Raw genomic sequence first — 19,147 nt, forward strand, 5'->3', positions numbered from 1 at the left:
CAACACCTCTGCCCTAAATAAGAGCGTGAAAACAAGATTCGCGACTTTTTCAAAAAGTCGCGAATATGAGTAATATAAAAAATTCGTACTAAGGGTAAAGAGCGCTTATTCCCAGCAAAATTATACTTCAATACCATTCAGTTAAGCCTGAATTACGAGTGTAGAGACGCGAAATTTCGCGTCTCTACAAGTCTAAAATCAGTACCAAAAATCCTTAACACAAAGCCTATTGCATTCTACTTTACCAATTGTGATAAAGCTGACGCACCCAACGTAAAGGTTCTTCATGAGAAAGCCTAATTTTGGGTTCAAATCTTGGATAGAGATTTTCCAGCATCGTCACATCTTGCCGAATTATTTCTTCTGTAGCTTTGATAGTTGGTGGTTCAAGAATTGAATTGAAAACACCAAAAGATTTTTCAGCAAATAGTGGGATAAATATCCTTGTTGTGTTTTGGTTTTGTGGATATATAGTAAATGCTTGCACAAGTTTACCCAAGGGTGAATCATTATAAACAACTACCAAAGATGGAAAGTAATTTTCTAGAACTAATTCCACCGGATTAGGAGAAAATAGTAAAGCTATATTTTTTCGGTACTCACTCAGAGTATTTTTCTCTCTGATGTGCTTGATGATAGAGACAGAGAAATAATTATTAGCTTGAAAATCATTAACTATTGTTTCTTTGATTCTAAAAAGTTCTCGATGAGTTCCTTTGGCATGATTTACATCATGATTAATTTCTAATGCATCAAGAAAAGGTGCTTTGATAGTTACATCTCCCGCAACACCAATAAACCGAAATTGAGTTGATAGCTTTTCCAAAACATCCGGAATGGGAAGCTTGGGTTCTTGATTAGCGTAAGTCCAAATAAAATCACCTTGAAAAAATAATTTAAGTTGCTTTGCGAGAGGTTTGGAATTTTTTTCATTTGGTAAAATTGCTCTACCTTCCGAGTCAAATTCTAATGCATGAAAAGGACAAGCTATTGTATTAGTATCTGGACAAATCCAACCATCAGAAAGTTTTGCACCCATGTGAGGGCAGATATTTTCTAAAGCGGAAATTTCACCTTTTTCATTTTTCCAAAATACATAATCTTGACCACAAATAGTAAATAATTTAGGTTTATTTACTTTTAACATGGATTTGTGGGCTATTAACCAAGGGGCACCGGGTAAATTCCAAGTCATATGCAACGCAACTAATACTTTTATTTATTAGTATGGCGTTCGCACTTTCTCGCGTCTTGTATATTCATCCGATTTTTTGTACGTTCTTGTTATCTTTGCAGGATTTTTTAATCTTGAACGTCGAAGTCTACTTTATCGTAAATATCTGCCAGGGAAATTTCAAAAGAAATAGAGGCTAAGGATATCGTGACATCAGCATCTTCAAATTCAGTAAATATCCAGCGGTTGTTATCTGTTTTGCTGTATTGTTCAACGTGCATTGTATACTGGTCAATTAGCAGATATTCTTGAAAGCTGCCAATTGTTCGATAAGCTGCAAATTTTTCATCTCGGTCATAGCTTTTGGTTGATTTTGAAAGTACCTCACCAATCATTATCGGATTTGTCAGAGTGTCTTTTCTTCCTTCTTGAAATTCAAGTTCACCTGCAATAACCATCACATCAGGATAAGTATTAATTCGCTTTTGAGGAATCCATAATCTTTGGTCTGTAACAAAAACGCGGTAAGGTTGACGTTTCAGAGCAAAATTGAGCGCTGCATAGAAATTGCCAGCAATTTGGTTATGATTGGGTGTTCCACCTGTCATTGGGATAATTTGACCATTAATATATTCGTGCCGTTCTTCGGATTTTACCTCTATTTCTAGGTATTCTTCAGGTGAGTAGTAGCGTTCTGCAATAATCATGGAATTTCAACCCCCAAGTCTACAAATTATTAACTTAATCTTACTAAACTATTATTAACTTAATATTTGTTTGGGTGTCACTCCCAATAATCTTTTAAAATGCCTATTAAGATGACTTTGGTTAGCGAAACCGACTTTGTAAGCAACTTCTGCAAGGCTCAAATTACCTTGCAAAAGTAAATTTTTTGCCCGTTCCACCCGACAACGAATCACATATTGATGCGCGGAGATGCCCATTGACTGTTTGAATAAGTGAGAAAAATAATGCGGACTTATCTGGACTAGAGCAGCCAATTCTGTTAAACTTAAATCCTGTTCTAAGTGGGCGTTTATATAGTCAATTACTTTCTTAAATTTATACTTTGAGAAACCGTCTTTATATTCTGGTAAAATCGGTTTGCATGTTGAATAATGTTGCATTAAGTGAACTGACAAAGCATTTATCATCGTCTCTGCATAAAGACGACTATTTGTCGGATTATTTTCTAACACACTTTTCAGCGCTAATCCGATTTGGTAAATCAAAGGATCAGGTGTGGCAAAGTGCGGTAATAATTCCACATCTTTTCCATCTGCTGATTCGTTAATTGTACGAGCAAAAACATCAGGTTCTATACCAAGAATGATAAAATCGCCTTCTGCATCCCAAGCTGCACTTTGACCGACGTTGACCGGATTAATAACTATATCACCTCCGACTACTGCATCACGGTGAAAGCGTCCATCTAGTTTGCGCTCGGCATGAATTACACGGTTTCCATGTGTGAAAATCGCAATAGAATGCCAACGAGGGGTAGAAACTTCCGGCACTTCATAAGCAGGTTGACACATATAGCCAAAAGTTACCCCATGCCAACCTACATCTAAGCTAGTGAGGATTGGTGGACGTGGGTAAAGCTGCAATGCCTCATTTTCTTCGGTTAAGACTAAGGGCTTTTCTTGGGGCATAGGTTACACAAATACCTATCTACCCAATAGTATATCAGTATATATTTCCCGAAAAGTAGAGACGTAGCACTGCTACGTCTCTACAAGGGTTTCGGGCAATGCATAATTAATTTCTGGAGATGTCTAGTAGTCTATCGCATTAATTTTGCGGGGTTGTAGAGACGCGAAATTTCGCGTCTCAGAGCGGGTTTTGGTAACAAACTAATCAATCAGAACTTATGAGACAGAGTACTAGTATATATTCGTTTATTCAAACACATATTTTTCAGCTACTTTCCAATAGCGAGAGAAACGCTTCAAGTCGATATAGCCGTCGTATTCAAAAAACGGTTCTACTTCAAAAATTTCCAAGTCCAAAGTTTTCTCAATTTCATTACATATTATATCAAAACGCGGGCTAACACTTTCTGCGGTGACAACTAAGTTAGTATTATGCTCTTTGGCAAAAGCTAAAACTTCTCGCGCTACATCACCACGACGAATGACAACGGGTAATTCTAATAAGCATTCGTAGATAAAAGTGAGGCGTTTCAGGCTTAATTGCCATTCTTCAATTAAAGCATCATCCCAAACCCAAATTGCGGGTGCGTCGGGGTATTCTTTTAGTGCGGGGTTTTGGGGACTTAGACAATCTCCATGTACCCAAATAATTGGTTTAGTCATTGGTTTTTAGATTTTAAATAACGAACCACCAAGATTTTTAACGGCGTTTTTTGCCTTTTTGCCAACTTTGACTGTTAGCTTGTTTGTTAAATTCACCTTTGGGAAAAAGCTTCTGTTCAATTTCTTCATAACTACCTTCAAAGTCACAATGACCGTAAAGGGGACACTGTTTACAATAAACGCTTTCGGTGTAACGTTCTAAATTTTCGCGGTTGAAAAAATAAGGTTTGTGACTAAAGGTGCTGGCTACCCATTGCCATGACATATTGTTGCTAGCAGGATCACCATCTAATAAATGCTCTAAAAACCACTTTGCGCCAGTTTGCCAACGAATACGCTGCCAGTGGACAATGTAAGCTGCCATCCACATGCGTGCATGGTTGTGCAAGTAGCCTGTTTCGCGTAAGTCACGGCTGAAGCTGTCTATGCAAACTCTGCGTGTGGTGCTTTGTTTGATGTCTTGTGGTAATTCAGGTGCGTAATCTGCGGGGGTATAGCCTGTTTTATATTCTTCTTGGTCTCGCCAGATATTATCCCCTAGTTTGGCATATAAACGCTGCCAATAGTCGCGCCAGCCTAGCTCGTTAATTAGTTTAGTTGTTTCGTCTGGGTTTGCTGTCTGCTCAACGACATAATCTCGTATTTCTCGCAGACTCAGAACCCCATAACGAATATAAGGTGAAAGTCGCGTTACTGCACCTGTGAAAAAGTTACGTGTTTTTGCGTAGCGTGCAGCGTCTACTTTTTGCAGCGCTTTGTCGGCAGCTTTGCGTCCGCCGACAATTTCGCTGATATGATTATCTCGTTGTGCTGCGTCTGGAAATTGTTCTTTTAGGTAAGTTACTAACTCTTCGCGGTTAGTAAAGTCGCGCTGCATGTTATTGGTCATTTGTAAACTATTTGACGACTTTATAATTATGGCGGATGAATGCAAGCGATCGCTCTCAACCATATGAGATAATTTTTTTTTATTCAAATGAGAAGTCGGGGATCTTGTTGTTCAAATTAAATATGCGTTATCCAGAATCTTTGTAAAGACGTAGCAGTGCTATGTCTCTACATTATAATAATGAATAAAGCTAGTATTTTATCAACTATGGTTACAGTCATCCAAGCTCAAAACCTCAACATCATTGACTTAGAAGACAAATTTGGTCTACAGCTAGCTGACAGCGACCAATTTTTTACAGAGTGGTTTGATAATCTGCCAGAAATTACTGAGTTAGAAAAGCAGGCTCTAGACCGAGTTAAAACTAATTATCTTAGCTTGGTTAAGCGCCGGCGTATTTTAGAAGAATTAGTAAAACTGGTTGTGCTAGCTCCCTTGTTAGATTTAGCAGGATTTTATCGCCTTCCTTTTGATATTGATACCGAAGAATCTATACAAATTGCTTTGGAAGATGAGGAAGAAATTATCCGAGGTCGCATTGATGTGCTGGTTCTAAAACAACAATTGTGGTTATTAACTATCGAATCTAAAAGGGCTGGATTTTCTCTAATAATGGGTATACCCCAAGCCCTAGCTTATATGTTGAGTAATCCTCACCCTGAAAAACCTACTTTTGGGTTAGTAATGAATGGTAGTAATTTTATTTTCCTGAAACTAACTAAGCAAGATGTACCAAAGTATGCTTTGTCTGATGAATTGACGCTGTTGAAGCGAGAAAATGAACTGTATAAAGTTCTGAGTATATTAAAAAATCTTGGTCAAATTCTGACTTAATAATTATGTCTTTTCGTCCTATATATCTCGATTGTCACGCTACCACTCCTGTAGATGAAAGGGTATTAGCAGCAATGCTACCTTACTTCACTGAACACTTTGGAAATCCCTCTAGTATTAGTCATGTTTATGGTTGGGAAGCAGAAGCGGCAGTTAAACAAACTCGGAAAATTTTGGCAGAGGCAATTAATGCTTCTCCTGAAGAAATTGTCTTTACCAGCGGTGCAACAGAAGCGAATAATTTAGCGATTAAAGGTGTTGCTGAAGCTTACTTTCAAAAAGGGCAACATATTATTACTGTTGCAACCGAACATAGTGCAGTTATTGACCCTTGCAACTATCTAAAAACTCTTGGTTTTGAAATTACAATTCTTCCAGTTGAAAAAGACGGGATAATTAATTTAGATGAGTTAGAAAAAGCTTTCCGTCCTGATACAATTTTAGTTTCGGTGATGGCTGCTAATAATGAAATTGGCGTTTTGCAACCGTTAGCAGAAATTGGTGAATTATGTCGTCGTCAAGAAGTTATTTTTCACACCGATGCTGCACAAGCGATCGCCAAAATTCCCCTTGATGTGCAAGGGATGAAAATTGACTTGATGTCGCTAACAGCACACAAAGTATATGGTCCAAAGGGTATCGGTGCGCTATATGTGCGTCGTCGCAATCCCAGAGTACAACTCGCAGCACAACAACATGGTGGGGGACATGAGCGGGGAATGCGTTCTGGTACGTTATATACACCGCAAATTGTTGGATTTGGCAAAGCTGTAGAAATCGGTTTGGAAGAACAGGAAAGAGAATGCGATCGCTTGACACAATTAACCCTCTTATTATGGGAACAACTTTCCCAATTGCCAGGAATTCACCTCAACGGACATCCTACCCTACGATTGCCAGGAAATTTAAATATCAGTGTTGAAAAAGTTGATGGCTCTGCATTACTCTTGGGATTGCAACCTGTAATGGCAGTTTCTTCTGGATCTGCTTGTTCTTCAGCCACAACTGCACCTTCTCATGTTCTCACAGCGCTGGGACATTCGGAACAATTAGCTTATGCATCCGTGCGGTTTGGAATTGGTAGGTTTAATACGCAAGAGGAAATTGATAGGGTAGCGGAACATTTTATTTCTACGGTGCAAAGTTTGCGGAAGCAGGCAACGTTTGTGTGAAATAACGCACATATAAATTATATTATGCACTGCGTTGGTACACATATTAGACATCTCCGAAAATGAATCTAGAGACGTAGCACTGCTACGTCTCTACAAGGGTTTCAGATAACGCATCATTAATTTATGGAGATGTCTATCGTAGAGACGTTCCGGCGGAACGTCTTTACATCCGGATTCATACATCGTCAGGACTTCAGTCCTTATCTTGATAATATGAGGACTGAAGTACTCACTAGGAATTTATTAAAAGCGATCTTTATTCGTAGTAAGGACTTCATACCATGTCCGGGGGTACACCCATAATTCATGAAGAACCCCACCCACCTGTAGCACCCTCCCCGCTTGCAGTCCGGGTTGGGGAGGGGTTATTTTATTATGGCTGTTTGAGCGGACATCATATCAGTCCTTATCTTGATTAGTTGAGGACTGAAGTCCTCACTAGGAATTTATAACTCTTCCCCTACTGGTAGCGGGAAAGTTTCACCCGCTAAGTAAGCCTGAAAATTGTGTTGAAAATACAACCACGATGTCATATCTTCTCCTTCAAGAAAGGATTTTGGTGCATTCCTATATAGAGGAACGCGGGTATTAATTTCATCTTGAAGCAGTTGCGGTAACTCGCTTAACCCATCGACTTTGCTACCGTAAGCACTGTATATCAAATGACCCGGACGCGCTCCCATTTTCATCCAAGGAAGCCATTGACCGATTCTATCCCAACTCAACCTAAGTTGGGAAACTGAGGATAATTCTGAGTTTAATAAATCTGCGGTGGGGACGGTGATTTTAAATAACTCTGCTGCCTGATAAGTTGGATTTGGGCAATATTCAGCAAACTTTGGATCGTCTGCCAGAGGATTGGGATAAGTGGGAAATATGTCAAATACGAAGGTTGTAATCTCACCATCTACTTGCGCTGGAAACTGACCTTTAAACTTACCTTGTACAGGACTATTGGCAACATGCATCACCGGCACTTTCTCCCCCGTCCAAGGATTTTCCCATTTTTGCACAATTTCATTTGTCTTTGGGTCGAGGTAGTAAGTCAGTTCTCTAGAGGTAAATTCCCAGCTATCATCTTTTGTGGGAATACATCTACTTACACTCACACCAAGTATTTGAAAGAGAAGTTTTTTCTTTTCACCTGGTATAAAGGCATAAATTGCACCTTTCCAGACTAAAAATGTTGATTTCGTCGGATCGAGGGAAGAACGAGTCTTTACCCATGCTTGAGCATCAAATTCTTGAGTTTCGGCAACCATTTTTTGGCTCCTTGCTATGTGAGGTTAGAGGGGAAAAGGGTAGTGTCATCTCGATGCGATCGCAACTGACACATTATATAGTAGAGACGTTCCATCGGAACGTCTTTACCGTAGTGAGCGATGAGAGCGCTCATTTTGATCAAGACAAAGGGCAATAATATTACAAGAGTGTATGCGATCGCCATGATTATTCCCCCTAGTGCTAGGCTACAGTTAGCATTCCTCAAAAAGCAACTATGACTGCCCTTACCGTTAACTTATATCCTGTCATTGAGTTAACAGATGAGCAATTCTTCCAACTCTGCCAGAATAATCGAGATTTACGCTTTGAGCGCAGCTTTGAGGGAGAATTAATTATTATGCCTCCAACAGGTTGGGAAAGTGGGAATCGAAATATTAAACTATCAGCTCGCTTAGAGCTATGGGCAGATGCTGATGGTACAGGATTAGCTTTTGACCCCAAATCCGGCACGATTTATGCCACTTGCTCCTGATTTTGCCGTAGAATTACGCTCTGCAAGTGATACGTTACAGACTTTACGACAAAAAATGCAGGAGTATATTAACTGTGGTGTGCGTTTGGGTTGGCTAATTGATCCTCAAAACCAAGGGGTAGAAATATACCGTCCAGGACAAGATGTGGAAATTTTGCGTAGGCGTAGCCCGTCGGAGACATCGCCTGCTAGTTTATCAGGTGAAGATGTTCTGCCGGGATTTGTCTTGGATTTAACACAAATTTTAACTTAGGAGCCGTGTAAAAGCGTAGCGTTTTTAAATGCATCGGGTTGCATTGGCATTGTATCGGGATGCAATGGCATTGGATCGGGTTGCATTGGCATTGCATCGGGTTGCATTGGCATTGCATCGAGTCACAATGGCATTGTATCGGGATGCAATGGCATTGGATCGGGTTGCATTGGCATTGCATCGCGATCCAATCGCATTGTATCGGGTTGCATTGGCATTGCATGGGGTTGCATTGGCATTGTATCGGCTTGCCTTTCTTTAATATCATGTCCGGTAGCTTACCCATAATAAAAGAACCCCACCCCCAACCCCTCCCCGCTTGCGGTGAGTCCACTCGGCGGTGTCGGTTTCCGTCCCGTCGAAGTGGCGAACCCGGAGGGGGAGGGGAGCTAAAGCGCAGCTTTGGCGGGGTAGGGTTCCGGGTCTGTTTGCTTAATTGCCCGGACATGATGTAATTCCTAGCGTTCGTTATCAAATAGCTTACCCATAATAAAAGAACCCCACCCCCAACCCCTCCCCGCTTGCGGGGAGGGGAGCCAAAGCGCAGCTTTGGCAGGGTGGGGTTCCGGGTCTGTTTGCTTAATTGCCCGGACATGATATAATTCCTAGCGTTCGTTATCAAACGCAGAAAAATAAGAGTTTAGAAGAGTCTTTGCGCTCATTCCTCACAAATTTTAATTTAGGCAATCTTTAACAAACATACTCCGTAGCTTTACGATTATTGCAGTTCAAGTGAGGTACTCACGTTCTACAATAAATATTTCCCCCGTTTGCCAAAATCAGGGTGAGTGAGTGATGTTGTTAAAGTTGCATAAAATCGAAAAGCTGAAGATGAGTGTAGGCAATAGTTTACGCCCAATCTTGCCAGTGGCTGTCATATTCTTTGTTCTTTGTCTAATATTTACCCTGCATCGATATTACAGTTTTTACGCCTCATTCGATCAAGGCATTTTTAACCAAGTTTTTTGGAATAACCTCCACGGACGCTTTTTTCAAAGTTCTCTGTCTTCAAGTCTTTCAACAAATGTCGTTCACGCTGGAGAAATCCCGACAGTTTATTACCATCGGCTAGGTCAACACTTTACACCAGCGTTGTTACTTTGGCTACCTATATATGCGTTGTTTCCCTCCCCAGCAACTTTAACGGTTATCCAAGTGACGCTGATTACTGCTGCTGGTTTGGTGTTGTATGTATTGGCACGACAATATTTAGAACCACCATTAGCAGTAATAATAACTACTAGCTATTACGCTGCAAATGCCGTTATAGGTCCAACTTTATCCAACTTTCATGACATTTGTCAGATTCCCCTATTTATCTTTGGGTTGCTGCTAGCAATGGAAAAACGCTGGTGGCGTCTATTTTGGGTGCTAGCAGTGTTAACTTTGGCAGTGCGGGAAGATAGCGGTGTAGGATTGTTTGGGGTTGGGATTTACATGATTTTAAGTAAACGCTTTTCCCGTGCTGGACTTGCTGTGTGTACGCTGAGTTTTGGGTATATGCTGGTTCTGACTAATTTGATTATGCCGCTGTTTTCTCAAGATATTTCCCAGCGGTTTATGATGGAGCGGTTTGGACAATATGCAGATGGTGATGAAGCTTCTACAGTGGAAATTATTTGGGGAATCGTTAGCAACCCAATTCGATTGCTAGTAGAACTTGTCACACCAGTAGATAGAACAATTAAGTATTTACTTGGTCAATGGTTGCCTTTGGCTTTTGTCCCTGCTGTTGCGCCGGCATCTTGGGCAATCGCTGGTTTTCCTCTGTTAAAATTATTTTTAGGTAAAGGCGATTCGGTTTTAGCAATTACAATTCGCTATGCGATGACGGTAGTTCCTGGACTATTTTACGGGGCAATTATCTGGTGGTCGCAACATCCGAAAGCCTTTAAACCTTCATTTCGTCGCTTTTGGGTGGGTTGTATTTGTCTTTCTTTGTTTTTTAGCTTTACATCGAACCCAAATCGAACCTTTTATTTTCTGATTCCTGATGCAGTCAAACCTTGGGTATATGTATCGCTCCCTCAACAATGGCATCATGTAGGACAATTTCGTTCTTTATTAGCGCAAATTCCTTCTGATGCGAGCGTGTCTGCTAGTACTTATCTTGTACCGCATCTTTCCAGCCGTCGGGAAATTCTCCGCTTACCGAAATTAGAGTTAAGAAATGATGCGCGGGAGGTGATAAAGGTAGATTATGCGATCGCCGATTTGTGGCAATTACAGCAATATGCACCAGCTTTCAAAAGCGATCGCGCTCAAGAGCAAGAGTTTATCCAACTCATTGACCAGCTGACCGCTAATCAAGAATATGGCATCATTGGCTTTGAAGATGGTGTTATCCTACTGAAAAAATCTGCCATCTCAAAAGAGGAAGCTTCATCTGCTTGGTTAGACTTTCGCAAAGAAGTGGGGAGTTGAGGCAGGGGAGGCAGAGGAGGCAGGGGGAGATGAGGCAAATAGTTCTTTTTTCCCGATGCCCCATGCCCCATGCCCCATGCCCCATGCCCCATGCCCAATGCCCAATGCCCGATGCCCGATGCCCAATGCCCCATTCCCTAGTTATATTTTTGGATATTTGTAAATTTGACACTCCCCGGCGTGAACGCACGGGGATTCTTGGCTCAACGAAACCACTTAAATTAGATTCCTTGCAGTCTCTAACCCAGAGGTGGGATTCTCCCCAAGCGTTAATTCGGGTATGCCCTACCCTATTTGCATTTGAAGCAAGTCCTGTTTGATTTTGAAGCAAATTCGCTTCAAAAAAACTGTTTGTCTAGCCCCTCTGAATCTTTTACCTACTGCGAGGTGGAGTCTAGAAAAATGCAGTAGAACCGCATAGATTCAGTTTTCAAGGTTCAGCGCTTTGTCTTTCGACAGCTAGGTTTTTTAAGTGGTTAATTACCTTACCACTCCGCTTAGTATATCAGAAAAGCCGTCCTATAAGGACGGGGCTTTAGACCCCAAATTTTCGGTAAAGAATCATGGAGTTTAGTTGATGAAGATATTAGTATTAAGTTGGGAGTTTCCACCCCGCATTGTGGGAGGAATTGCGCGTCATGTAGCGGAGTTGTACCCGGAAATAGTTAAATTAGGACATGAAGTCCACTTAATTACAGTGGAGTTTGGTCAGGCACCGATGTATGAGATAGTGGATGGAGTGCATATACATCGCGTGCCGGTGGCTGGTAGTAACGACTTTTTCCACTGGGTAGTCAACTTAAATGACAGCATGGGGCATCACGGCGGTAAGTTGATGCTAGAAGATGGTTCGTTTGATATTATCCATGCTCATGATTGGTTAGTTGGGGATGCTGCGATCGCTCTCAAGAATACCTTTAAAGTACCGTTAATTGCTACAATCCACGCGACCGAATTCGGACGCCACAATGGTATTCACACTCCTACCCACCATTATATTAGTCGCAAAGAAAACCTACTTGCTTTCAACGCTTGGCGGATTATCGTTTGTACCGACTACATGCGACGAGAAGTTGAACGAGCGCTTCACAGTCCTTGGGATAAAATCGATGTTATCTATAACGGTATTAGACCAGAAAAGAAACAACATCATCAAAGTTTTCACGCTCAAGATTTTCGCCGTCAATTTGCCGACGACAATGAGAAAATTGTTTATTACGTCGGTCGCATGACCTATGAAAAAAACGTTTCCGGATTGCTAAATGCAGCACCGAAGATACTTTCACAAATGGGTGGTTACGTCAAGTTTGTCATTATTGGTGGTGGCAATACCGACCATCTTAAACGTCAAGCTTGGGATTTGGGAATTGCCCACAAGTGTTATTTTACCGGCTTTATGTCCGATGAATACTTGGATAAATTTCAAACCATCGCTGACTGTGCCGTTTTTCCTAGTCTTTACGAACCCTTTGGTATTGTTGCGTTAGAAAGCTTTGCCTCTCGCGTTCCGGTAGTCGTTTCTAATACTGGTGGATTTCCCGAAGTCGTGCAACACACAAAAACAGGTATTGTGACCTGGGTTAACAATCCAGATTCTCTAGCTTGGGGAATATTAGAAGTGTTGAAAAATCCAGGTTATCGCCAATGGTTAGTGGATAATGCTTATGAGGATTTAGAAAAACGCTTTAGCTGGTCTAAAATAAGCAAGCAAACAGAGGATGTATATCAGCGGACAGTTAAAGAGCGAAGTTCCGTTGTATGGTAGTTAGTGGTTAGTTGATAGTGGTTAGTGGTTAGTGGTTAGTGGTTAAAGATTAAGAGTAATTTTGGACAACCATCAACTAACAATCATCAACTAACAATCATCAACTAACAACCATCAACTATCAACCAACAATTAGTATACATTGTTTAAGATTGCCCTCAGGCTGGTCTGGATAATAGCGATCGCCTCAATATTGCCTGTTGAAGCGAAGGTAACACCCTATTTAAAGGGCAACCCTGCCAATGTCAATCCTTCTTTGCAGGGTCCTGTCTTTAATTTGGGTGGAGGTGGTCCCGATGTCGATGAAGCTATTCAGTGGATGATTAACCGAGTCAGGGGATGTACTAACTGCGCTACCAAGGTTGATGTAGTTGTCCTCCGCGCTTCTGGGGATGACAGTTACAATCAGCCAATTTACCAGATGAAAGGTGTGGACTCGGTGCAGACTTTCGTAATTACCAAACGCAAAGATGCAAACAACCCTGATATTGTCAACAAAGTTGAAAATGCCGAAGTGATTTTCTTTGCAGGTGGCGACCAGTGTAAATACATCCGCAACTTGAAAAATACCAAGCTGGAAACTGCTGTAGAATCAGTTTACGCTAGGGGAGGCGGTATTGGGGGAACGAGTGCGGGAGCGATGATTCAAAGTGACTTTGTTTACAACGCTTGTGCAAACAGAGTTGAAACTGAAGACGCACTCGCAGATCCTTATCGAGATGTAAACTTTACCTATAACTTTTTTTCCTGGGAAAATCTGAGAGGAACCATTGTAGACACCCACTTTTACAAACGCGAAAGAATGGGTAGGATAATGGCTTTCATCGCTCGTCAAATCAAAGATGGTGTAGCTAAAAGTGCTTTGGGGATAGCAGTTAGCGAAGATACATCGGTGGTTGTCGAGAAAAACGGCAGAGTAAAAGTGATGGGTAGAGGTCCCGCGTACTTTATACTAGGCGATCGCACTCCTGAAGTCTGCAAAAAGCGAACTCCTCTAACCTACTCCAACTACAAAATCTGGAAAGTTAACAGCGGCAACACATTCAACTTGAAAAACAGACCAACAACAGGATATTATCTCAGGAGCGTCAAAAGAGGGCGAATAGATTCAGATCCATACTAGTGGAAAAGATGTAGAGACATTCCGGCGGAACGTCTCTACAATATGTGTACCAACGCATAATTGAATTCGGTCGATGTCTATTAAATAACCCTCGTAGAGACGTTCCGGGGGAACGTCTCTACGAGGACTGAAGAAAATGACAAGGTTTTTCGGAGTTGCCAATGGCTGAAGCATCCAGCTTTCATTACGAATAAAGATCGAGCAATTCTCTAGTCTTGGTATCCTCACTAATGATTTTACCTTGACGGTCAAATAAAATCACCCCTACTTTCAAAGAGTTATCTGCATACTTTTTCACGTAATTCTCTGCCTTCTGACTAATCTTTTCAGCCAAAGCAGCAAACACCACATCTGCTAACTTCAGTTCCACCAACTTTTTATACGCTTCATCAGCCGTCTTCAGTTGCAAAATTGCCCGAACTGCGGAAATATCACCTTGAAGAGCAACAGCAGCTGCAATAATTTCTAACTTAGCATCTGCCAAATGACTTGAAGTATTAAAAATTCCCCCAGCAAGCTTAATCAACTTTCCTTGATATCCCAACAACAACACCGATTCAGCTTGATAAAGTCCCGCTTCTACCAGCATTGCACCGAGCCAATTTCCCGTTGAAACAATCATTTCTTCTGGAATCCCTAAACGCTGCGCTACAGAATAACCATTGCTACCAATACAAAATACCAAGTTGGGAAAACGCTGCACTTTCTCTTGCAAAATAGCACGAAATTCTTCCAAGTGGTCAGCAGCACTCATCGGTTGAGAAATCCCACTAGTTCCCAACAACGCCAAACCCTCTAAAATACCAAAAGCTGCATTAGATGTACGTTGAGCGAGTTGACGACCTTCGGGAAGGATAATCCGCACGATCGCAGTTTTATCTTCAGGAATTAGCGGTAACAAATTCGCTTCAAAAAGCCGTCGAGCATAACTATAAATAGCAGCTTCCCCCGCTGCCGTTTTCCCCAATCCCTCACCGGCTTCTAAAACCAAAGCCTCATCTTGTCGTGGTAATAACTTCACCCATGCCCAAATCGGAGTATTCCTCGTCAAATCCAAATTATCACCTGGGTCAGACAAAGCGATCGCCAACGCACTCGTTGATTCTAAACCAGCGACTTGCTCAACTAAAATTTCTGCACTTTCACCAAGCAAATCTAACGTCAGTGACAATATCACATCCGTGCCATTTTGTAAATGCACCAAAGCAGCCTTTGCCGCAGCAACAGCGAAAACCGGGAGAGTGTAACCTTTACGCGCCATTTTATCTTTGAAACCAACAAATATTCTTATAGTCAATTTAAAGACGTTCCACCGGAACGTCTCTACGAGGTTTGTTTTTCCATGACGTTGCGTAAGTCTTATCTTAATTTTGCCACTATTAAACACATCTTATGAAATTCATAAGAATATATTTTTGTCAAGTTGTTGCAAATTTTCTTTACATAGTGTTACATTGTTTAACAAGGAAACAAATTTAAGGAAAAAAACCATGACATCACGCAGCTATGTAGTAGAAGAACAAAACCGACTAAATAATTACGCCATTGAGCCGAAGATGTACGTAGACCAAAACCCAGGCTTTGGTTTCACCGAGTATGCAGAAAAGCTGAATGGTCGTTTAGCAATGATTGGCTTTGTTGCACTCATCGCTATCGAAGTATTCACCGGACATGGTGCGATCGCTTGGTTGACAATCCTGTAAATTTCTAGCTACGCAGATATCAACAAAAAAACTTAAATTAAATTTGGAGAAACACAATGAGAACTGATTTTGACTTTCCTAAAAAAGATTTACTTGGACCCGTTGTATTTAGACCTGATTTCAACAGCTTTGAAAAAATCAATGTAAATCAAGCTTGGTCATTGTTTTTCACTGCCGGGAAAGAAGATAAAGTATTAGGACTAAACCCTGAACTTGGCAAATTCTTCACCTATTTATTAATTGCTATTGGTGCAACAGGTTCTCTTTTAGCAGGTGCTTTCATCCATATGGCATAAGACTTTCTGTCCATCTTTTAATGTGTATCAAAGTTCTGGTTTTTGCAACTAGGACTTTTTTTTTACAGGACTTATATCATGTCAGACAAATTACATATACTGTAAAGACGTTCCGGCGTAGAGACGTTCCGCCGTAAAGACGTTCCGCCGGAACGTCTCTACGAGGGTTGCGATATTTTTATTAACGTCTGTACATCTTTTCCACGCTTATGTCTATTTAGAAACGTTAATAAAATCATCTATTTAGCCAAAATCTGTTGCCACTCATCCTCTGATAAAGGTTGCAAAACTAATTGAATATTAAAACAATTAATAGCAGCAGCAACCAAAGCAGCAATAATTGTTTCTCTAGTTAGATTTTGAGGAAGTTGCACAGAAGTAAAAGATTCTGCACCAAATACAGTTGCAAACAATTCTGGATTCGGTTGCAAGCGTATTGAACCATGTTGTAAAATTGCCTTGCCACGTCGCAGTTGAGCGCTACCGATGAGTTTGCAATTATCAACTGTAACTAAATCTGCACTAGTTGCAGTGCCAAAACAGTTAGGGTTGTGAATGTAACCGCGTCCTGCGGTACCGTAGTGTAATTCTACGTCAAGCGATCGCCATCCTTGAATTAAAAACTCACAAATTTTTTCATACATCTGAATACGACTCCCATTGAGTCCAGATGTCACAACAGCATAAGTTAAATCACCTTGATGCAACACAGCACGTCCACCTGTAGGACGCCGCACCAATTCTAGTTTTTCACCTTGCCAAAGAATATCTTGCCAATATGCGGGATATTGACGTTGATGATAGCCTAAAGAAATGGCAGGTGGCGACCAAGTATAAAACCGCAGACTTGACGGATGTCCCAAAATATGCTGCTGCAACAACCAGCCATCAATAGCCATCTGCACTTGTCCCGGTGCTTCTAATAGCGGAATTAGTCGCCAAACCTGCTTATTATCCGCGTCCATCTGCGTTCATCTGCGGTTAAAAATCCTTTAACTTAGACCAAACTCAGCTTGTAAAGCATCATCATTGTTATCAGCGATACTTGCCACAATGGTAATTAAACGGGAAGCTTCCCCAGCAGACAAATCCGCGAGAGTGCGTATGGCTATGACAACTACTTGATTTTCAATAATACCAAAACGAGCTTCAAAAGTGCTAGAGCAGTTCATTTCCAATAGCCGGCGCATCAAGTTCGGTTCATCTTTGGCGGGTAACTTTAACACCACAGACCAAACGGTTAAAGTGTCTTCATCGGTATTGCCGGCGAGTTGGACAAACACTTCCACACTACCGTATTTAAATTTCCACAAAATACCACCTTCTGCGTTGTGGTTAACCATCGCACTGTCATCTTGTTCTAGGGTATCAATGACATTTTCGATTATTTCCACATGGTTGATGGTGGTTTCTTCAGTAGCGATCGCTTCTTGATTTGTTTGGTAGCTTGTCATACAGATTTTTGCCTCAATAACTTTATGGTTTCATCTAGACATACTTTATAACTTGTAGACAAGGTTAAGGTAAAAATTGCTTTGACGCACCCTCAGACTGGAAGTCTGGGGCTATACAAACGAAGTCCGCCTACAGCGATCGCTTTCCTGCATTTGGTCTACTGAACTTATGAGAGCGATCGCACCCTTGATTTTTCAGCCATATCGTCAAGGACATTAGCCGACTAATTCAGAAAATAGTTACAACATATGATATCATTTTATGATTACATAAGCTGCAACTATGGAGCGAGAAGCTGTAACTATCCGCATTCCTGCCGATCTGCTTGAGCAAGCAAGGCAGTTTCGAGAGGGCAGTGAGTCTTTTAACGAGATGATTGTTGAAGCGATCGCCCGCGAGGTGCGACGACGGCGAAGTCTGGCAGCACATCAGCGCATTGTGGCTCGTAGTGCCCAAATAGAAGCCAAAACAGGGATTCAATCAAGTTCTGTGGACTTGATTCGTCAGCTTCGAGCTGGTGAGGGACGGCGTGACTAAGTGTATCGATACCAGTCTTTGGATTCCTTATCTTGTACCTGAAACACTGCAACCCCAAGCGAGGAATTTGATCCTTCCCTTGCTGACATCGAATGAGCGTTTGGTTGCTCCAGCATTTGCATGGACGGAAGTTGGCTCAGTGTTGCGAAAAAAAGTAAGGTTGGGGGCAATTACCGTAGCACAGGCAGAGGGGTTTTATGATGACTTCTGCCAAATGCCTGTTGACTACCTGGATAACAATGCTATTCGAGCAAAAACATGGGCGATCGCCCAACAGTTCTCCTTGGCAACTCTCTATGATGCTGCTTTTTTGGCAGTTGCGGAGCTAGAATCTGCCCAATTCTGGACAGCAGACGAATCTTTGCTCAATACGCTTACACCTTGTCCAGCCTATGTGCAGAAACTGGAACCATAAATCTTCAAATGAAGTACGTTAGACCGAGTAGTCTATGTCATTAATTCTGATGGGTAATCAAATTTCCAAAGCCTTAAAAATCAATTATTTTGCTAAGTTGAAACCCCTCAAAACTTATGACATGAACTACTAGTAGTCTATGTCATTAATTTTGATGGGTTGGATAGATTCGTGAAAGTTTAATTCTCGCATCATCTATACGAAAGCGCCAATTAACACAAACTCGCTCGAAGTTGCGATTATTTTCCCAAATTGAAACCTCTTTTTCTAATGTCTCAATATTTGAAATTCTTCGTCCAAGGCATTGGCGTGCAAGTACGGATAACTCACATTCAACCATATTTAACCAACTACCATGTTTCGGGGTGTGTTCAAGAAGGCAGAAGGCATTCGTGCTGAGGGCAGAAGGAACCAATTGGGAGGGGATTGTGACCCCTCCCAATTGGAGGCTCCCAATATCGTTGCATTTGGGAGGGGCTTCAGACCCTTACTCCTTTCAGTCGTGGGCAGAGGACACTTATACATTCCTTCTGCCTCCTGCCTTCTGCCCTCTGCCTTTCCCGGTGAATCTCTAATTTTTTCGCAATTCGTCTAGCTTCAGATGGCTCAAATACTTCATATAGGGCACCAATCGTGTGAGTGTTTAAATTATCCATTACTAATTTAATTACTTCTGCTTCCGGAAAATGAACATCAACTAACTCTTTCATACAATGAGCAAAATCGACTTTGGTACGGCGTTCTGTAACTTTAATATGTCTCCAACCTAAATATGGAGCAAAGAATGCAAATAAATTAGAAGTCCCCTCTCGCTCGTATCCGTAATCTTGCTTTTCAATTTTCCCTGATTTATCTTCTATTTTGGGTGTTGCTGGTATCCGTTCATGAACATCAGAGATCAGAACGCATAATTTTTCATCAAAACAAACCAATGGGCGCTCTGGGTCTACTGGTTGAGCGTATAAATCAAGTACATCCTCCATCCGAGCTACAAATTCTGAACTAATTTGTGGGATGCACCATTGCTCTC

22 protein-coding genes and 2 pseudogenes are annotated in these 19,147 nt (G+C 41.4%); 12 read left to right on the plus strand and 12 right to left on the minus strand.

Annotated elements, in window-relative coordinates; genetic code table 11:
* Positions 1–241: 241 nt before the first annotated feature.
* The 5 genes from TOL9009_RS0109250 to TOL9009_RS0109270 form a co-directional block, all read right to left on the minus strand.
* On the minus strand, positions 242–1,195 hold the full coding sequence (locus TOL9009_RS0109250; RefSeq protein WP_029632550.1) for a Rieske 2Fe-2S domain-containing protein: 954 nt from the start codon (positions 1,193–1,195) through the stop codon (positions 242–244).
* A 107-nt stretch (positions 1,196–1,302) separates the two neighbouring features.
* Positions 1,303–1,881: a Uma2 family endonuclease gene (locus TOL9009_RS0109255; RefSeq protein ID WP_029632551.1), complete on the minus strand. Its 579-nt coding sequence runs from the start codon at positions 1,879–1,881 to the stop codon at positions 1,303–1,305.
* Between the two features lie 54 nt (positions 1,882–1,935).
* On the minus strand, positions 1,936–2,829 hold the full coding sequence (locus TOL9009_RS0109260; protein ID WP_029632552.1) for a helix-turn-helix domain-containing protein: 894 nt from the start codon (positions 2,827–2,829) through the stop codon (positions 1,936–1,938).
* Positions 2,830–3,075: 246 nt separating this feature from the next.
* Positions 3,076–3,492 carry a DNA polymerase gene (locus TOL9009_RS0109265; protein WP_029632553.1) on the minus strand — a complete coding sequence of 139 codons (417 nt, stop codon included), beginning with the start codon at positions 3,490–3,492 and terminating at the stop codon, positions 3,076–3,078.
* A gap of 37 nt (positions 3,493–3,529) precedes the next feature.
* Complete coding sequence (locus TOL9009_RS0109270) at positions 3,530–4,381, minus strand: FAD-binding domain-containing protein (RefSeq protein WP_029632554.1); 852 nt, start codon at positions 4,379–4,381, stop codon at positions 3,530–3,532.
* 207 nt (positions 4,382–4,588) lie between these two features.
* On the opposite strand from TOL9009_RS0109270, the gene TOL9009_RS0109275 reads away from it, so the two are divergent.
* Both TOL9009_RS0109275 and TOL9009_RS0109280 read left to right on the plus strand, forming a co-directional pair.
* Positions 4,589–5,215: a hypothetical protein gene (locus TOL9009_RS0109275; protein WP_029632555.1), complete on the plus strand. Its 627-nt coding sequence runs from the start codon at positions 4,589–4,591 to the stop codon at positions 5,213–5,215.
* 5 nt (positions 5,216–5,220) lie between these two features.
* Positions 5,221–6,387, plus strand: a complete 1,167-nt coding sequence (locus TOL9009_RS0109280) for a cysteine desulfurase family protein (RefSeq protein WP_029632556.1) — start codon at positions 5,221–5,223, stop codon at positions 6,385–6,387.
* Positions 6,388–6,836: 449 nt separating this feature from the next.
* Here the strand turns inward: TOL9009_RS0109280 and TOL9009_RS0109285 are convergent, their stop codons facing one another.
* Both TOL9009_RS0109285 and TOL9009_RS45390 read right to left on the minus strand, forming a co-directional pair.
* Complete coding sequence (locus TOL9009_RS0109285; RefSeq protein WP_029632557.1) at positions 6,837–7,652, minus strand: DUF1838 domain-containing protein; 816 nt, start codon at positions 7,650–7,652, stop codon at positions 6,837–6,839.
* A gap of 14 nt (positions 7,653–7,666) precedes the next feature.
* Positions 7,667–7,879, minus strand: a complete 213-nt coding sequence (locus TOL9009_RS45390; protein ID WP_144238191.1) for a hypothetical protein — start codon at positions 7,877–7,879, stop codon at positions 7,667–7,669.
* A 9-nt stretch (positions 7,880–7,888) separates the two neighbouring features.
* Between TOL9009_RS45390 and TOL9009_RS38675 the strand changes: the two are divergent.
* The 6 genes and pseudogenes from TOL9009_RS38675 (at position 7,889) to TOL9009_RS0109310 (ending at position 13,711) form a co-directional block, all read left to right on the plus strand.
* Positions 7,889–8,399 (plus strand): annotated as a pseudogene (locus TOL9009_RS38675) (Uma2 family endonuclease).
* A gap of 28 nt (positions 8,400–8,427) precedes the next feature.
* Positions 8,428–8,661, plus strand: coding sequence for a hypothetical protein (locus tag TOL9009_RS0109295; RefSeq protein WP_029632558.1), 234 nt, complete (start codon positions 8,428–8,430; stop codon positions 8,659–8,661).
* Positions 8,662–9,194: 533 nt separating this feature from the next.
* The gene (locus tag TOL9009_RS0109300; RefSeq protein WP_029632559.1) at positions 9,195–10,823 is read left to right on the plus strand and encodes a DUF2079 domain-containing protein; all 1,629 of its coding nucleotides are present in this window, start codon (positions 9,195–9,197) and stop codon (positions 10,821–10,823) included.
* Positions 10,824–10,852: 29 nt separating this feature from the next.
* The gene (locus tag TOL9009_RS45395) at positions 10,853–11,143 is read left to right on the plus strand and encodes a hypothetical protein (RefSeq protein ID WP_186227519.1); all 291 of its coding nucleotides are present in this window, start codon (positions 10,853–10,855) and stop codon (positions 11,141–11,143) included.
* 257 nt (positions 11,144–11,400) lie between these two features.
* A complete protein-coding gene (locus TOL9009_RS0109305) occupies positions 11,401–12,588 on the plus strand; it encodes a glycosyltransferase family 4 protein (protein ID WP_029632560.1) in 1,188 nt (395 codons plus the stop codon).
* Between the two features lie 151 nt (positions 12,589–12,739).
* Entirely contained in the window at positions 12,740–13,711 is a 972-nt protein-coding gene (locus TOL9009_RS0109310) for a cyanophycinase (protein ID WP_398344921.1), read from the plus strand.
* Between the two features lie 184 nt (positions 13,712–13,895).
* On the opposite strand, the gene cbiD is transcribed toward TOL9009_RS0109310, so the two are convergent.
* Positions 13,896–14,972, minus strand: coding sequence for a cobalt-precorrin-5B (C(1))-methyltransferase CbiD (gene cbiD, locus TOL9009_RS0109315; protein ID WP_029632562.1), 1,077 nt, complete (start codon positions 14,970–14,972; stop codon positions 13,896–13,898).
* A gap of 229 nt (positions 14,973–15,201) precedes the next feature.
* Between cbiD and TOL9009_RS0109320 the strand changes: the two genes are divergently transcribed.
* Both TOL9009_RS0109320 and TOL9009_RS0109325 read left to right on the plus strand, forming a co-directional pair.
* Positions 15,202–15,414: a chlorophyll a/b-binding protein gene (locus tag TOL9009_RS0109320; protein WP_029632563.1), complete on the plus strand. Its 213-nt coding sequence runs from the start codon at positions 15,202–15,204 to the stop codon at positions 15,412–15,414.
* A 56-nt stretch (positions 15,415–15,470) separates the two neighbouring features.
* On the plus strand, positions 15,471–15,710 hold the full coding sequence (locus tag TOL9009_RS0109325) for a hypothetical protein (RefSeq protein WP_029632564.1): 240 nt from the start codon (positions 15,471–15,473) through the stop codon (positions 15,708–15,710).
* A 239-nt stretch (positions 15,711–15,949) separates the two neighbouring features.
* Here TOL9009_RS0109325 and TOL9009_RS0109330 read toward each other — a convergent pair whose 3' ends face one another.
* Both TOL9009_RS0109330 and TOL9009_RS0109335 read right to left on the minus strand, forming a co-directional pair.
* Complete coding sequence (locus TOL9009_RS0109330) at positions 15,950–16,675, minus strand: lipoate--protein ligase family protein (protein ID WP_029632565.1); 726 nt, start codon at positions 16,673–16,675, stop codon at positions 15,950–15,952.
* A gap of 27 nt (positions 16,676–16,702) precedes the next feature.
* A complete protein-coding gene (locus tag TOL9009_RS0109335) occupies positions 16,703–17,164 on the minus strand; it encodes a YbjN domain-containing protein (RefSeq protein ID WP_029632566.1) in 462 nt (153 codons plus the stop codon).
* A gap of 283 nt (positions 17,165–17,447) precedes the next feature.
* Here TOL9009_RS0109335 and TOL9009_RS0109340 point away from each other — a divergent pair, with 283 nt between their 5' ends.
* Both TOL9009_RS0109340 and TOL9009_RS0109345 read left to right on the plus strand, forming a co-directional pair.
* Complete coding sequence (locus tag TOL9009_RS0109340) at positions 17,448–17,702, plus strand: YlcI/YnfO family protein (RefSeq protein ID WP_029632567.1); 255 nt, start codon at positions 17,448–17,450, stop codon at positions 17,700–17,702.
* Positions 17,695–18,117 (plus strand): type II toxin-antitoxin system VapC family toxin, encoded by a 423-nt coding sequence (locus TOL9009_RS0109345; RefSeq protein ID WP_029632568.1) that lies wholly within the window; start codon positions 17,695–17,697, stop codon positions 18,115–18,117. The genes TOL9009_RS0109340 and TOL9009_RS0109345 overlap by 8 nt, the downstream gene beginning before the upstream one ends.
* Positions 18,118–18,262: 145 nt before the next feature.
* Here TOL9009_RS0109345 and TOL9009_RS49175 read toward each other — a convergent pair.
* Together TOL9009_RS49175 and TOL9009_RS38680 are read right to left on the minus strand one after the other, a co-directional pair.
* Positions 18,263–18,487 (minus strand): annotated as a pseudogene (locus TOL9009_RS49175) (IS630 family transposase); the annotation flags it as partial.
* 109 nt (positions 18,488–18,596) lie between these two features.
* On the minus strand, positions 18,597–19,147 hold a 551-nt coding region (locus tag TOL9009_RS38680), incomplete at its 5' end, for a transposase (protein WP_186227520.1).

The organism is [Scytonema hofmanni] UTEX 2349, assembly GCF_000582685.1.
Classification (GTDB): domain Bacteria; phylum Cyanobacteriota; class Cyanobacteriia; order Cyanobacteriales; family Nostocaceae; genus Hassallia; species Hassallia hofmanni.